The 14468-nt window shown below is 73.8% G+C and carries 17 protein-coding genes; 9 read left to right on the top strand and 8 right to left on the bottom strand.

Going from position 1 to position 14468, the window contains the following annotated elements; all coding sequences use genetic code 11:
• Positions 1-35 precede the first annotated feature (35 nt).
• A complete protein-coding gene (locus MCAG_RS09845) occupies positions 36-818 on the bottom strand; it encodes an ATP-binding protein (RefSeq protein WP_007072816.1) in 783 nt (260 codons plus the stop codon).
• On the bottom strand, positions 818-1816 hold the full coding sequence (locus tag MCAG_RS09840; protein ID WP_036373002.1) for an SDR family oxidoreductase: 999 nt from the start codon (positions 1814-1816) through the stop codon (positions 818-820). The genes MCAG_RS09845 and MCAG_RS09840 overlap by 1 nt, the downstream gene beginning before the upstream one ends.
• Before the next feature lie 228 nt (positions 1817-2044).
• Here MCAG_RS09840 and MCAG_RS09835 point away from each other — a divergent pair, with 228 nt between their 5' ends.
• Positions 2045-3247, top strand: coding sequence for a glycosyltransferase (locus MCAG_RS09835; protein ID WP_007072814.1), 1203 nt, complete (start codon positions 2045-2047; stop codon positions 3245-3247).
• 36 nt (positions 3248-3283) lie between these two features.
• Here the strand turns inward: MCAG_RS09835 and MCAG_RS09830 are convergent, their stop codons facing one another.
• The 4 genes from MCAG_RS09830 to aroA all read right to left on the bottom strand — a co-directional run bounded on the left by MCAG_RS09830 (position 3284) and on the right by aroA (position 7463).
• Entirely contained in the window at positions 3284-4156 is an 873-nt protein-coding gene (locus MCAG_RS09830) for a hypothetical protein (protein WP_157548459.1), read from the bottom strand.
• Between the two features lie 59 nt (positions 4157-4215).
• On the bottom strand, positions 4216-5034 hold the full coding sequence (gene hisN / locus MCAG_RS09825) for a histidinol-phosphatase (RefSeq protein WP_007072812.1): 819 nt from the start codon (positions 5032-5034) through the stop codon (positions 4216-4218).
• Between the two features lie 25 nt (positions 5035-5059).
• Entirely contained in the window at positions 5060-5998 is a 939-nt protein-coding gene (gene rsgA / locus MCAG_RS09820) for a ribosome small subunit-dependent GTPase A (protein ID WP_036376770.1), read from the bottom strand.
• Positions 5999-6161: 163 nt separating this feature from the next.
• Positions 6162-7463, bottom strand: coding sequence for a 3-phosphoshikimate 1-carboxyvinyltransferase (gene aroA / locus MCAG_RS09815; protein ID WP_007072810.1), 1302 nt, complete (start codon positions 7461-7463; stop codon positions 6162-6164).
• A 143-nt stretch (positions 7464-7606) separates the two neighbouring features.
• Here aroA and MCAG_RS09810 point away from each other — a divergent pair, with 143 nt between their 5' ends.
• From MCAG_RS09810 to rsrA, 5 genes are all read left to right on the top strand, one after another.
• Positions 7607-8314: an SOS response-associated peptidase gene (locus MCAG_RS09810; protein ID WP_036373000.1), complete on the top strand. Its 708-nt coding sequence runs from the start codon at positions 7607-7609 to the stop codon at positions 8312-8314.
• Between the two features lie 199 nt (positions 8315-8513).
• Complete coding sequence (locus MCAG_RS09805; RefSeq protein WP_007072808.1) at positions 8514-8906, top strand: WhiB family transcriptional regulator; 393 nt, start codon at positions 8514-8516, stop codon at positions 8904-8906.
• Positions 8907-8993: 87 nt separating this feature from the next.
• Positions 8994-9611: an alpha/beta family hydrolase gene (locus MCAG_RS09800; RefSeq protein ID WP_007072807.1), complete on the top strand. Its 618-nt coding sequence runs from the start codon at positions 8994-8996 to the stop codon at positions 9609-9611.
• A 224-nt stretch (positions 9612-9835) separates the two neighbouring features.
• On the top strand, positions 9836-10693 hold the full coding sequence (locus MCAG_RS09795) for a sigma-70 family RNA polymerase sigma factor (RefSeq protein WP_036372998.1): 858 nt from the start codon (positions 9836-9838) through the stop codon (positions 10691-10693).
• Between the two features lies 1 nt (position 10694).
• Entirely contained in the window at positions 10695-10982 is a 288-nt protein-coding gene (gene rsrA, locus MCAG_RS09790; protein ID WP_007072805.1) for a mycothiol system anti-sigma-R factor, read from the top strand.
• A gap of 105 nt (positions 10983-11087) precedes the next feature.
• On the opposite strand, the gene MCAG_RS36190 is transcribed toward rsrA, so the two are convergent.
• The gene (locus MCAG_RS36190) at positions 11088-11162 is read right to left on the bottom strand and encodes a 50S ribosomal protein bL37 (protein WP_369700219.1); all 75 of its coding nucleotides are present in this window, start codon (positions 11160-11162) and stop codon (positions 11088-11090) included.
• A 262-nt stretch (positions 11163-11424) separates the two neighbouring features.
• Here MCAG_RS36190 and MCAG_RS09785 point away from each other — a divergent pair, with 262 nt between their 5' ends.
• Together MCAG_RS09785 and MCAG_RS09780 are read left to right on the top strand one after the other, a co-directional pair.
• The gene (locus MCAG_RS09785) at positions 11425-11640 is read left to right on the top strand and encodes a biotin/lipoyl-binding carrier protein (RefSeq protein WP_036372996.1); all 216 of its coding nucleotides are present in this window, start codon (positions 11425-11427) and stop codon (positions 11638-11640) included.
• On the top strand, positions 11637-12149 hold the full coding sequence (locus MCAG_RS09780) for a GNAT family N-acetyltransferase (protein WP_007072803.1): 513 nt from the start codon (positions 11637-11639) through the stop codon (positions 12147-12149). The genes MCAG_RS09785 and MCAG_RS09780 overlap by 4 nt, the downstream gene beginning before the upstream one ends.
• Positions 12150-12186: 37 nt before the next feature.
• On the opposite strand, the gene MCAG_RS09775 is transcribed toward MCAG_RS09780, so the two are convergent.
• Positions 12187-12750 (bottom strand): TetR/AcrR family transcriptional regulator, encoded by a 564-nt coding sequence (locus MCAG_RS09775; protein WP_036372995.1) that lies wholly within the window; start codon positions 12748-12750, stop codon positions 12187-12189.
• 112 nt (positions 12751-12862) lie between these two features.
• Between MCAG_RS09775 and MCAG_RS09770 the strand changes: the two genes are divergently transcribed.
• The gene (locus MCAG_RS09770) at positions 12863-14455 is read left to right on the top strand and encodes an MDR family MFS transporter (protein ID WP_007072801.1); all 1593 of its coding nucleotides are present in this window, start codon (positions 12863-12865) and stop codon (positions 14453-14455) included.
• Positions 14456-14468 lie beyond the last annotated feature (13 nt).

Raw genomic sequence — 14468 nt, 5'->3', positions numbered from 1 at the left:
CGGCCGTGGGGCCGGCGGGGCGGCAGTGACGGGGGTCACCCCGGGTTGCCGGCGGGGTGCAGGACCGCCCAGACGAACTTGCCGTCGGGCAGGAGGGTTCTTCCCCAGCGGCGGGACACCGTGTCGATCAGCAGCAGGCCACGGCCGCCGGCCAGGGTCGGCGGGGTCAGCCCCGAGTGCGTCGGCTGCCGGCGGCTGTGGTCGCGTACCCCGATGTACAGCGTGCTGCCCCCGGGGGCCAGCCGGACGGTCATCGGGGTGTGCGCGTGCGCCACCACGTTGTTGACCATCTCGGTCACCGCGATGCAGCCCGCCTCGGCCAGCTCGTCGATCCCCCATCGGGCGCAGCCGTCGGTCACCAGCGCCCGGGCCTGCCGAGCCGCGCCGACGAACGGCGGCAGCGCGGTGGTGGTCGCCGCGACTGTCGGGGACCGGCTCAGCGCCGCCGTCGCCTCCGCCACGGTCGAGCAGACCGGTAGCCCCGGGCCGGCCGCCGCCCCGGTCGGGTCGACGACCAGCAGCCCCGCCGCCGGCCAGTCGGCGATCTCGCGGTGTACCTCGGCGAACAGCCCACGGGCGGCGGGGTCGGGCAGGCGCAGCCGGGACAGGTCGGCCACCACCGGGCCGGGCCGGGCGCAGAGCCGGACGAGCAGCGCGTCCCGCACGGCGGCCGTGCCGGCGGCGTCGAGAACCCCGGTCAGCCGGAGCACCCCGGAGGACTCGTCGGTCTCCACCACGCAGCGCACGTCGGTCGGCATGATCGACCCATTGTGCGTCGTGGTGACGAACCGCGCGTCCGGCCGGTCGGGGAAGACCATCAGCGTTCCGTCCGGGAGCGTCGCGCGCGGGCCGCCAGCGTCCCGACCGCCGTGCCCGCCGCGGCGAGCCCGAAGGCGGTGGTCATCCGGACCAGCTGCCGCCGCCGGCCGTGCCACCCGCCGGCCCGCTCGGCCGCCGCGTCGGCGGCGAAGACGTTGCCGGTGCTGTCCGGCCGTCCGGTGGGCCCGAACTGGGTGCGCTGGACGTACCAGCCGAGGGCCCGTTCGGCCAGCGCGGGGGCGAGCCGCCACTGCGCGCCGAGCAGCCGGGCGGCACCCCCGGCGTACACCTGGCGGCGCGGGTGGCGCAGCACCCGGACGATGGTCTCGGCGACCAGCTCCGGCGGGTACACGGGTGGGGGTGGCACCAGTTCCCGCCCGGTGTGGTTGGCGGCGTGCCGGAAGAACGGGGTGTCGATGGTCGCCGGTAGCACCGTGCACACGGAGATGTTCCCCCGCCCGGTGAGCCGCAGCTCCTGCCGTACCGTGTCGGCCAGCCCCCGGATGCCGTGCTTGGTGGCGTTGTACGCCGACTGGTAGGGCATCGCCACCTCGGCCAGCACGGACGCGTTGTTGACCAGCACGCCGCCGCCGGCCGCCGCGAGATACGGCAGGGCCGCCCGCATCCCGTGCACGGTGCCCAGCAGGTTCACCTCCAGCACCCGGCGGAACTCCCGCACTCCGATCTCGTCGAACAGGCCGACGGCGCTCACCGCCGCGTTGTTGATCCAGGCGTCGATCCGGCCGAACTCCTCCGCCGCGTGGGCGGCGAGGATCTCGACGGCCACCGGGTCCGTGACGTCCGTGGGTACGACCAGCGCCCGGCCGCCCAGTTCCCGGCACCGCGCCGCCACCCGATCCAGGGCCTCCTCGCTGCGGGCCGCCAGCGCCACGGCCGCGCCCCGCCGGGCGAGGGCGTACGCGGTGGCCGTGCCGATGCCGCTGGAGGCGCCGGTGAGCACGATGGCGGCGTTGTCGAGGGTGCGGGTCAGAGGCATTCCTCGCCCGTACCCCAGCGGGCCCCGCTCATACCGTCGACGCCGGTCGGATCGGCGCACCGCCGGCCGGTCCGAGGCCGCCGCCCGCCCCAGGGATCCGCCCCGGGGGTGCCGCCGGCCCGGCCCCCGGAGCGGGCGACTTGCCAGGTTTGGGTGCCGAGCAGCGCGGTTAATGGGACCCTCTGACCGGGAGGACCACCAGCTCAGAAGAACGCATGGAGGTGACCCATGCGCGTCGGCCTAGTGTGCGCGCACTCCGGCCCGTCGCGGCCTGCCGAAGGCCCGGCCGTCGGTACGCGCGAGCACATCGCGCGGATCGCCGCCGAGCTGGCCGGACGCGGCCACGACGTGCACGTCTACGAGCGCCGCGACGATCCCGCGCTGCCCGCCACGGCGGAGGTCGACGGGTACCGGGTGGAGCGGGTGCCGGTCGGCCCGGCCGCCCCGACGCCCACCGCCGAGCTGGTCGGGCACGTGTCCGAGTTCGGCCGATGGCTGGCCGGCCGGTGGTCCGCCGAGTGGTCACCGGATGTGGTGCACGGGCACTACTGGGTCGGTGGCCTGGCCGCCGCGCACGCGGTGCGCGAGACCGACATCCCCGTCGTGCAGACCTTCCACTCGCTCGGCGTGGAGCAACTGCGCCACCTCGGCCCCGGGTACGACGGGCCGGGCAGCCGCATCCCGCTGGAGCGGGCCCTGACCCGGGCGGTGGACATCGCGGTCGCCCAGTGCAACGACGAGGTGGACGAGCTGACCCGGATGGGGCTGCAACGCAGCTCGGTGGCGATGGTCCCCACCGGCGTGGACACCAACCAGTTCCACCCGGACGGAGAGGCGGCCCCGCGCGACCAGCGGGCCCGCATCCTCTCCGTCGGGGGCCTGACGCCGGGGCACGGCCACGACGACCTGATCCGGGCGATGCGCCTGGTCGGCGACGCCGAGCTGGTGATCGCCGGCGGGCCGCCGGTCGACCAGCTCGCCAACCACGCCGAGGCCAGCCGCCTGCGCGAGCTGGCCGAGCGCACGGGGGTGGCCGAGCAGGTGAAGCTGGTCGGCGCGGTGCCACACGACCAGATGGCCACCTGGTACCGCTCGGCCGACGTGGTCGCCTGCACCCCGCACTACTCCTCCGCCGGCCGGGTCTCGCTGGAGGCGATGGCCTGCGGCGTGCCGGTCGTCGGCTACGCCATGGGCGGTATCGCCGACGCCGTGGTCGACGAGGTAACCGGGAAGCTGGTGCAGCCGGGCGACGTGCGGGCTCTCGGGATGACCCTGCGCCGGCTGCTCGCCGACAACGCCGGCCGGTTCGCGTACGGGCACGCCGCCGTGGACCGGGTGCGATGCACGTACACGTGGGAGCGCACGGCCGGCGCGCTGGAGCGCCTCTACGAGCGGGTGGTCCTGCGCCGCCGGCCGGTCGAGGCGGCGTAGCCGGCGAACGTCCCCGCCCGCCTCGCCGCCCGGCGTTCACCGGCGGGGGTGGGGGTGGACCGATGCGCCGGCGGGCAGGATCCCCCGGACGCGTTCCCGGGCCACCTCGTGGTGGTGCTGTGGCTCGGCGTACCGGGTGAGCCCGATCACCGAGGCCAGGGTGGCCAGGAAACCGAGGGCGGCCAGCCACTCCCGGCCCGGCCAGATCCGGTCGTTGAGCAGCAGCAGCCCGACGATCGCCGCGGGCACCGCCCCGGCCGCGTCCATCGCGGCGACCGCCGCCGTGGTCGAGCCGCGCTGCATGGCCAGGCCGAGCAGAAGCTGACCGACCAGCGAGTGGGCCACCAGCAGATAGAGCAGCGGGTCCCGGACGAACTCCTCCACGCTCGTCACGGCGGCCAGCGGGCGGGCGGCCACCGCCGCGGCGGAGAAGGCCAGCCCGGCCAGCGAGCCGAGCGCCACCGACCCGGGTGCGCCGTGCAGCCGTACCGCGAAGAAACCGACCACGGCGATCACCGCGAGCGCCGCCGCCAGCGCGACCAGGCCGGTGGGCCCGAGCGGCCGGGACTGCGCCGGCTGCGCGGACAGCACCAGGCCGGTGACCCCGGCGAAGAGCAGCGCCAGCAGCACGATCTCGGCGGTGGGCAGCCGCCACTTGAGCACCAGCACGCCGAGGATGGCGGTCACCCCGAGCCCCGCCGCCACGCTGGCCTGGACCAGGAACAGCGGCAGGTCCCGGCGGGCCAGGAAGGCCAGCACGAAGCCGCCGACCTGGCAGGCCAGCCCGACGAGGTACGTGCGGTGGCCGGCCAGCCGCAGCAACAGCCCGGGGTCGAAGGTGTGGTGCACCGTGGTCCGCGCCGCAGCGACGGACTGGAGAAGGTTGGCGACGCCGTACGCGACGATCATCGCCGCCAGGAAGCACCAGCCAGAGGACACCACCTGGCGAGGATAGAGGCTGGCGGCGCTCAGCGCGCGGCCGGCCGACCCAGCCTCGCCAGGATGTCGGCGTGCAGCGTGCCGTTGCTGGCCACCGCGCTGTTCTCCACCGCCGCGTCCCCGCCAGGGGTGGGCCGTCCGGCCAGGTCGGTGAACGTCCCGCCCGCCTCGGTCACGATCGGCACCAGCGCGGCGACGTCCCACAGCGACAGCTCCGGCTCGACCATCACGTCCAGGGCCCCCTCGGCGAGCAGCATGTAGCCGTAGAAGTCGCCGTACGCCCGGCTGCGCCAGGTGTCCCGCATGAGCTGGAGCATCGGCTCCAGGAGCCCGGCGGACTCCCACCCGCTCAGTGACGAGTAGCAGAGGCTGGCGTCGGCGAGGCGGCCCACCGCCGACACCCGGATCGGGGTGCCGTGCGCGGCGTCCGGGCCGGCGTACGCGCCCCCGCCGAGCGCACCCCACCAGCGGCGACCCAGCACCGGCGCGGAGACCAGCCCGAGTACCGGCCGGTCGCCCTCCAGCAGGGCGATCAGGGTGGCCCAGACGGGCACCCCCCGGACGAAGTTCTTGGTGCCGTCGATCGGGTCGATCACCCAACGTCGGCCGTCCGGCCCGGCCGGGGCCTGCCCGCCGTACTCCTCGCCGAGCAGGCCGTCGCCGGGGCGCCGCTCGGCCAGCACGGCCCGGATCTCCCGCTCCACGGCGGTGTCCGCGTCGGAGACCGGGGTCAGGTCCGGCTTCGCCTCGACGCGCAGGTCGAGGGCCCGGAACCGGGCCGTGGAGATGGCGTCCGCCCGGTCGGCGAGCAGGTGGGCGAGGGCGAGGTCGTCGGCGTACCCGGTCATGCCGGAAACGGTAGCGGCGGCCGGGTCACGCCCCCTCCAGCGGGTCGCCCGGGTTGCGCTGGTCGGGCTCGCGCGCGTCACCCTCGCCGGACCGGGAGGCCAGCAGCCGGCGGTACGAGGCCAGCCGCCGCTCGTCGGCCTTGCCGGCGGCCACCCAGGCGTCCAGCGCGCAGTCGGCCTCCTCGGCGGTGTGCTGGCAGTTCGCCGGGCAGTCGACCGTCCCCTCCACCAGGTCGGGGAAGCCGTGCAGCAGGCTGTCGGCCGAGACGTGCGCCAGCCCGAAGCTGCGCACTCCCGGGGTGTCCACGATCCAGCCCTGGTCGGTGTCGGCACCGGGGCGGGGCGGCAGCCGCAGCGCCACCGCGCTGGTCGAGGTGTGCCGGCCCCGGCCGATCGCGCTGACCACGCCGACCGCCCGATCGGCGTCCGGAACGAGGCGGTTCACCAGCGTCGACTTGCCCACCCCGGAGTGGCCCACCAGGACCGACACCCGGCCGGCGAGCAGGTCGCGCAGCGCGTCGAGGTCGGCGTCGGGCCGCAGCAGCACGTACGGCAGCTCCAGCTCGGCGTAGTAGCCGAGCACCTGCTCCGGGCCGGCCAGGTCGGCCTTGGTGAGGCAGAGCAGCGGCTCGATGTCCGCGTCGTACGCGGCGACCAGGCAGCGGTCGATGAACCCGGTGCGCGGCGGCGGATCGGCCAGCGCGCTGACGATGACGAGCTGGTCGGCGTTGGCCACCACGACCCGCTCCAGCCGCCCCTCGGCGGTGTTCTCGTCGTCGTCGGCGGTGCGCCGTAGCACCGAGCTGCGCTCGGCGATCCGGACGATGCGGGCCAGCGCGCCGGCCGCACCGGAGGTGTCCCCGACCAGGCCCACCCGGTCGCCCACCACCACCGACTTGCGGCCCAGCTCCCGGGCCCGCATGGCGGTCACCAGCGGGGTTTCCGGGCCGGCCCCGGGCAGCACGCACGTGTAGCGGCCCCGGTCCACGGCGATGACGAAGCCCTCGACCGCGTCGACGTGCTGGGGCCTCGTGCGGGTGCGCGGGCGCGACGACCGCCCGGGCCGGACCCGTACGTCGTCCTCGTCGTACTCCCGCCGCTTGGTCGTCAGGACGCCCTCCGTCGTGTCAGCTTCTTCCGGTCACCATCGCCGACCATAGCCTTGGAAACTCCGGCATGGTCTTCGAGGTGCACGACACGTCGTCGAGCTCGATGCCGGGGACCGCCAGGCCGGTCACCGCGGCGGCGTGCGCCATCCGGTGGTCGTGGTACGTCCGGAACGCCCCGCCGTGCAGCGGCCGGGGCCGGATCTCGAGCCCGTCCGCCGACTCGGTGAGGTCCGCACCGAGGCCGAGGTACTCGCGGGCGAGCGCGGCGATCCGGTCGGTCTCGTGCCCCCGGATGTGGGCCACCCCGGTGAACCGGGACGGCGAGTCGGCGAGCATGGCGAGCGCGGTCAGCGCCGGGGTCAGCTCGCTGACGTCGGAGAGGTCGGCGTCGATGCCGTGCACCACGCCGGTGCCGCGCACCGTCAGCCCGCCGGTGGTGAGGTTCACCTCGCCGCCCATCCGTTGCAGCAGCGTGCGGAGCTGCTCGACGGGCTGGGCGCTGCTGCGCGGCCAGCTCCGCAACGTCACCTCGCCCCCGGTGACCAGAGCCGCGGCGAAGAACGGCACCGCGCCCGACAGGTCGGGCTCGATCTCCCAGCCCCGCCCGGTCAGTGGGCCCGGCTCGACGACCCAGACGTCGGGGGTGCCGTCGTCGACGGCCGCGCCGGCGGCCCGCAGCATCTGCACGGTCATCCGCAGGTGCGGCGCGGACGGGACGGGCGGGCCGACGTGCCGGACCACCACGCCCCGGTCGAAGCGCGGCGCGGCCAGCAGTAGGCCGGAGACCAGTTGGCTGGAGGCGGAGGCGTCGATCACCACCTCGCCGCCGGCCACGCTTCCGGTGCCGAAGACGGTCAGCGGCAGGCTGCCGGTGGCCGGGGACTCGACCCGCACGCCGAGGGAGCGCAGTGCGTCGATCAGCGGACCGAGCGGGCGGGTGCGGGCCTGCGGGTCGCCGTCGAAGGTGACCCGCCCCTCGGCGAGGCCGGCGACCGGGGGCACGAACCGCATGATGGTGCCGGCGAGGCCGACGTCGACGTGCGCCGGGCCGGCCAGCGGGTGCGGCCGGACCAGCCAGCGGTCGTCGTCGGTGATCGACATGTGGGCGCCGAGGGCCCGCAGGCCGCCGGCCATCAGTTCGGTGTCGCGGGCGCGCAGCGGCCCGGCGAGCGTTGAGGGGCCGCTGGCCAGCGCGCTGAGCACGAGCGCCCGGGCGGTCATCGACTTGGAGCCGGGCAGCCGCAGCGTGGCAACCACCGGGTCGGACGCGGTCGGAGCGGTCCACGGCCGAAGCGGCCGGGTCGCGGTCGTGTTCCCCACGGTGACATTCTGCCGTGCCCGGCCCGCCGCCGGACGGACCGCCGGATGCGCTCCCGGTTGGCGGGACGGTGTCCGGGACGCTTCGGTGGGGGTGGGGCTCGGCGGGACAGCCGAACGCGGCCCGGGGCGTTAGCGTGTGCCTCATGTGCGGGAGGTACGCCACGACCCGGAGCGCGGTCGACCTGAGCGCGGTGTTCGAGTCGAACGACGAGACCGAGGGCCGGGTCCGGTCGAGCCACAACGTCGCCCCGACCACGACCGTGCCGCTCGTGCGGCTCACCCCGGAGGGGCACCGCGCCCTGTCCGTCGGCCGCTGGGGTTTTCTGCCGCCCTGGTCCAAGTCGCCCGCCGCCGCGGCCCGCATGATCAACGCCCGCGCGGAGACGGTGGCCACCAGCCGGGCGTACGCGCCCTCGTTCGCCCGCCGGCGCTGCCTGGTCCCCGCCGACGGGTGGTACGAGTGGGTCCGGCAGCCCGAGGGTGGGCGACAGCCCTACTTCATGACCCCGGCCGACTCCTCGGTGCTCGCCCTCGCGGGCATCTGGTCGGTCTGGGAGGGGCCCGACGGGCCGGTGCTGACCTTCAGCGTGCTGACCACCGCGGCGGTCGGTGAGCTGGCGCGGGTGCACGAGCGGATGCCCCTGCTGCTGCCCCGCGAGCGGTGGGCGTCCTGGCTGGGCCCGACCAACGAGCCGGCCGCCCTGCTGGCCCCGCCCGATCCCGGGTGGCTGAGCGGGCTGGAGATCCGGCCGGTCGGGCCGGCGGTCGGCAACGTCCGCAACGACGGGCCGCAGTTGATCAACCGGGTGCCCGCGCAGGCCGCGCCTGCCGATGAAGTGACGCTTTTCTGACAGTCGCCGCGGGCATTGTCGCGTGCTGATTTGCCAGAGTTGCGGACGAATCGTCGCCTGAGCTTTTAGTCATCTTTACCGAAGACCCTTGTCTCGGTGTCCGAAAGTGCGATACAACACAGCGCCGGTAGTGGGTGACGATTCGCACGGTGCGAACGACGCTCATCAGTCTTTCCGGTCCCACGGGGGAGGTGGGTGGATGACACGGGCGCGTATGCCCCGCCCGCACGAGGTGGCAGCCGCACGACGAGACCCGCGACTGCTACGGGCGTTGCGGGAACGGCGGCAGGACGAAGCCTGGCGGACCAGGGGCACCTGCCAGAGCGTGGACCCGGAGACGTTCTTTCCGGCGCCCAACGAGCCGGCCGACGCGGCCGTCGCGCTGTGCCGCAGCTGCGATGTCCAGGGATCGTGCCTGGCCTGGGCGCTGGAGGTCGGTGACTGCCACGGCGTGTGGGGCGGCACCACCCCACGCGAGCGTCGGGCCATGCTTGTCGCCTGGCGCGGCGAGGTCGACCCGGACCCGGACGCGGCCGACGAGGCCGGCCCACCGGTGCGGGACCAGCTACTCACCCTGGTTCCGCTGAGCTGACCACCCCGGCCGTCCCGCCCCCCGGCAAGGGCGGGACGGCCGGCGGCGCTCGTCTGCGCGCGGGCGCTCGGATTTCAGAATGGGCGGGTGCGAGACGCGGACGAGATCGGGACGCCACGTGGGCCGGCCCGGGTCGACACCGACCTGCCGGCCGGCCCGGCGACGGCCCTGCTGGTGCTCGGGCACGGCGCGGGCGGTGACGTCGACGCGCCGGACCTGAGCGCGCTGCGGGACGTGGCGGTCGCCGCCGGGCTGGCGGTGGCCCGGGTGACCCAGCCCTACCGGGTGGCCGGGCGGCGCGCGCCCGCCCCCGCCGGGCACCTCGACGAGGCGTGGACGGCCGTCCTGGCCGAGCTGCGCCGGCGACATCGCGCCGTACCCGCGCTGGTGGTCGGCGGCCGGTCCAGCGGTGCCCGGGTGGCCTGCCGCACCGCGATCGCCGTTGGCGCCGACGCGGTGGTGGCCCTGGCGTTCCCGCTGCACCCGCCCGGCCGGCCGGAACGCTCCCGGGCGGCGGAGCTGGCCACCGGGTTGCCGACGCTGGTGGTCAACGGCGACCGCGACCCCTTCGGCGTGCCCGGAGCCAGTTCGTCGGTGCGGGTGGTGGTCCGTCCGGGCGAGCGGCACGACCTGGCCGGCGACCCGGCCGGCACCGCCGTGGTGGTGGTCGACTGGCTGCGCGGGCGGGGCTGGGCGTCGCCCTGACCGCACCGGGGCCGTGACCGGCGGCCGTACGCGTCGTTGTCTCCGATGGTGTCGGGTGCCCAATCCGGGCGGTCGACACCATCCCTCCCAGGCCCTTCCTGGTCCCAGCACCGGCGCCCGCCGGGGCCGGGACCAGGAACGGGGCGAGCGGGCCGGAATGCCGGGGCCCGCGCCCCGCGTTACCCCCCACGGAAGAGACTTCTGCTTCAGGGGGGTGTGACCGGGTGCCGACCGAGACACGGAGCCGGGAACAGGACGAACGGGAGGCGCGGCAGCTCAGGCGGCTGCTGGGTGGACCGGAGTGGCCCGTGGTGTCGCTGCCGGTCGAGCCGGATCGGCCCGTGATCGCGCGAGCGGTCGGGCCAGGGGCGGTGAGGACCAGCACACCGGCCGAAAGTGAATCTGCGGGAAGTTCCAGGCGCGTATCCTCGGCGGGAAAGCATCCGACGCGAGGGGATGTGCGGTTGACCACCGAGAAGACGGACGAACGCAGGGCCCGTTTCGAGCGGGACGCGATGCCCTTCGTCGACCAGCTCTACGCAGCCGGGCTGCGGATGACACGCAACCCGGCGGATGCCGAGGACCTGGTCCAGGAGACGTACCTGAAGGCGTACGTGGCCTTCCACCAGTTCGAGCAGGGCACGAACCTGAAGGCCTGGCTGTACCGGATCCTGACCAACACCTACATCAACTCCTACCGTAAGCGGCAGCGCCAGCCCATCCAGGCGCCCACGGAGGAGATCACCGACTGGCAGCTCGCCGAGGTTGAGTCGCACACCTCCAGCGGGTTGCGTTCGGCCGAGACGGAGGCACTGGACCGGCTGCCCGACAGCGACGTCAAGGAGGCCCTCCAGCAGTTGCCGGAGGAGTTCCGCCTGGCCGTCTACCTCACCGACGTCGAGGGCTTCTCCTACAAGGAGGTGGCCGACATCATGGGCACGCCCATCGGCACGGTGATGTCGCGGTTGCACCGGGGTCGTCGTAATCTGCGCAAGCTGCTTGAGGGCTACGCGGCCGAGCGCGGGTTCAGCGCGGCGCAGTCCCCGAAGGGCTCGACCGCCGCCGCCGGCCGGGAGGTGTGACGTGAGCTGTGGGAAACCGCACGAGACGGACTGCCGTGAGGTGCTCGCGGAGGTCTACTTCTATCTCGACCTGGAGTGCGCCGAGGAGCGCCGCACGCTGATCCGGCGTCACCTCGACGAGTGCGGGCCGTGCCTGCGCGAGTACGGCCTGGAGCAGGAGGTGAAGGCGCTGGTCGCCCGCTGCTGCGGCAACGAGACCGCGCCCGATCAGCTGCGCGAGCGGTTGCGGGTCCGCCTCACCGAGCTGGTCGTCTTCGATACGAGCGAGTCCCGCGAGCTGGCCGACTGACGGCCGATGGACGTGCCGGTGGCCCGGGTCGAATCCGACCCGGGCCACCGTCGTTCCCGGCCGGGGCCGGTGGTGCTGAGTGGTGGCGGCGTGCCGCCGCGCGACTCAGGAGTTGGGGCGCTTGCCGTGGTTCGCGCCGCTCTTCTTCCGGGCCTTCTTCTTGCGGGCCTTCTTTGCCATGCTGACCTCCTCAGGTGCTGGTCGGTGTCCGCCGGCGGCAAGCGCGGCGGTGGTCGGGTACCGGCCGCCCGGTCACCCGGGGCCGACCCGCTGATGCTAGTGCGGCCGGGGGTGACGGTGGTCCGCCGGGGCGGCCGGTGGCGGCCCGATTGTGTCGGCCGGCGAACGGGTATCGCACGCCAGGGCCGGGACGCGCCCACGACGGTCCGGCACGTGATTGGATACCGATCGCAGACACTCCGGGAAGAGGGAGGGCCGAGAGATGGCCGACGAGATCCGCGCCGAGATGGTGGCGAACGTGTGGAAGGTCGTCGCGTCGGCCGGGGACACCGTGTCCGAGGGGGACACCCTGGTGGTCCTGGAGTCGATGAAGATGGAGATCCCGGTCGTCGCCGAGTCCGACGGCGTCGTCCAGCAGCTCGCCGTCAACGAGGGCGACGTCGTGCAGGACGGTGACCTCATCGCGGTGATCGGTTGACCAGCCCGCAGGTCAGGCGGGCCGTCCCGGCCGACTTCCCAGCGGTGGCCCGGCTGACGGTGGCCGCGTACGAGGCCGACGGGCAGCTCAAAGGCGAGAACAGCTACGGGGTCGTGCTCGCCGACGTGGCGACCCGGGCGCAGACCGGCGAGGTGCTGGTCGCCGCCGACGGGGCCACCGGCGAAGTGCTCGGTTCGGTCACGTTCGTGCTGCCCGGCACCCCGTACGCCGAACTCTGCGGCCCCGGGGAGGCCGAGTTCCGGATGCTGGCCGTGGACCCGGCCGCCCAGGGGCGGGGAATCGGGGCGGCGCTGGTCGAGGCGTGCCTGTCCCGCGCCGCCGCGCAGGGGTGCTCGGCAGTGGTGATCTGCGTGCGCAGCGGGCACGCCGAGACCGCTCACCGGCTCTACGAACGGCTGGGCTTCGTCCGCACGCCGGAGCGGGACTGGTCCCCGCTGCCCGGCGTGGAGCTGCTCGGCCTGCGGCGGGAGCTGCCCGCCCCGGGCTGACCCCGGCCCCGCCGGCGGCTCGGCCCTCGGCCCCGGCTCAGCCCTCGGCGATCCGGGCGAGCAGCTCGTCGGCCACCTCCAAGGCGATCTTCCGCCGCTCGTCGTCGGTGACGTGCGGGGCGCGGATGGCGAGCCAACTGGTGTGCACGGCGAACAGCGACAGGGTGGCGCGCACCTGGGCGGCGGGCGACTCGTCGCCCCGCGCCAACGCGTCGGCCAGCCGGAACAAGCGGTCGCGCATCTGTTGCCCGGCGGACAGGCTCTTGAGCGCGATCTGGTTCTGCTCGAAGAAGCGCATCACCGAGGGCTGGTCGGTGGCGAACATGCTGTCGGCGTACCGGGCGATCAGCTCTCGCCTCGTCGCCAGCGTGGGCGGCTGGTCGTCGGCCCAGGCGATCAGGGTGTCGATCCGGTCCAGCCGGTCCTCGACGATGCTGCTGACAATCTCGTCCTTGCTCTTGAAGTGGTAGTAGAGCGCGGCCTTCGTCACGTTGAGCCGCTCGGCGATCTCGCGCAGCGAGGTCTTCTCGTAGCCCTGCTCGGTGAAGAGCTCCAAGGCCACGGCTTTGATGCGCTCCCGCGTGCCTGTGCTCTCTCTCACCCGAACCACCCATTTCGCTTGACGACCAGTTGCCCCCCAACTTACCGTGCGGCTAGTAAGTGGACTAGCCGGTCGGCAAGTAGGTCGGTCACATCCCGGGGGGAGCTTACCGATGAGTCAGGCAAACGAGGGCGTGGAGCGGCGACCCAACATTCGGGTCGTCCTCTTCGGCCTCATGATCGCGATGATGCTCGCGATGCTCGACAACATGATCGTCAGCACCGCCCTGCCGCGCATCGTCGGCGAGTTCGGCGGGGTGGACCACTTCACCTGGGTCGTCACCGCGTACGTGCTCGGCACCACCGTCTCCACCCCGATCTGGGGCAAGCTCGGCGACCTCTACGGCCGCAAGGCCATCTTCCTGACCTCGGTGCTCGTCTTCCTGGTCGGCTCCGCGCTGTGCGGCATGGCCGGCTCCGGGGTGTTCGGCGGCGCGGACAGCGGCATGATCGAGCTGATCGCCTTCCGGGCCGTGCAGGGCCTCGGCGCGGGTGGCCTGATGGTCGGCGTGATGGCGATCATCGGCGACCTGGTTCCGCCCCGGGAGCGGGGCCGCTACCAGGGCATGATCGCCGGCATCATGGCCATCGCCATGGTCGCCGGGCCGCTGGTCGGCGGCTTCATCACCGACAACCTCTCCTGGCGCTGGGCGTTCTACGTCAACCTTCCGCTCGGCGGCGTCGCGCTGCTGGTGCTCGCCACCACCATGCACCTGCCGAAGTACCGCACCGAACACCGGATCGACTGGCTCGGCGCGGGACTGCTGTCGGTCGGCATCACCGCGATCGTGCTGATCACCACCTGGGGCGGCAACTCCTACGACTGGACCTCACCGCAGATCCTCGGCCTGGCCGCGCTGGCCCTGGTGAGCCTGGTCGTGTTCGGCTTCGTCGAGCGCCGTGCGGCGGAGCCGATCCTGCCCCTGGGGCTGTTCGCCAACCGCAACTTCGCGCTGATCTCGGTGATCGGCTTTCTGCTCGGCTTCTCCATGTTCGGCGCGATGAACTTCCTGCCGCTGTACCAGCAGACGGTGCAGGGGGCGTCGGCCACCAACAGCGGCCTGCTGCTGCTCCCGCTGATGTTCGGCATGCTGGCGGTCTCGCTGGTGGTCGGCCGCGCGATCACCAAAACCGGCCGGTACCGGGTGTTCCCGATCGTCGGCGGCGTCGTGATGACCGCCGGCCTGGCCCTGCTGACCCGGCTGGAACTGGACACCAGCAAGCTGGAGTCCTCGCTCTACATGATCGTCCTCGGGGTCGGCATGGGCTTTCTGATGCAGACCTCGATGCTGATCGCGCAGAACAGCGTCGAGCAGAAGGACCTCGGCGCGGCCAGCGGTGCGGCCACCTTCTTCCGCTCCATCGGCGGCTCGTTCGGCATCTCGCTGTTCGGCGCGATCTTCGCCAACCGGCTCGCCGACTCGCCGGCGGGGCCCGCGTTCAGCGGCGGGGGCGGCGAAGGCGGCCAGGTCGATCTCGACAAGCTCAAGGAGTTGCCGGCGCAGGCCCGGGAACTGGTGCTCGGCGGCCTCGCCGACGCCGTCTCGCACGTCTTCTGGTGGGCGGTGCTGTTCACCGTCCTCGTGCCCGTGCTGGCCTGGTTCATCCGGGAGGTTCCGCTGCGCGCGACGAACGACGCCGCGCCGGCGCCGGCCACCCCCGAGGAGCAGGCCGAGACGGCCCTCGGCAAGGCCCCTGCGGTCTGATCCACCCGCCGGG

The sequence above is a fragment of the Micromonospora sp. ATCC 39149 genome (genome assembly GCF_000158815.1).
Classification (GTDB): Bacteria; Actinomycetota; Actinomycetes; order Mycobacteriales; family Micromonosporaceae; genus Micromonospora.
The sequence above is the reverse complement of the archived record's forward strand: the minus strand, read 5'-3'. Positions and strand labels throughout refer to the sequence as shown.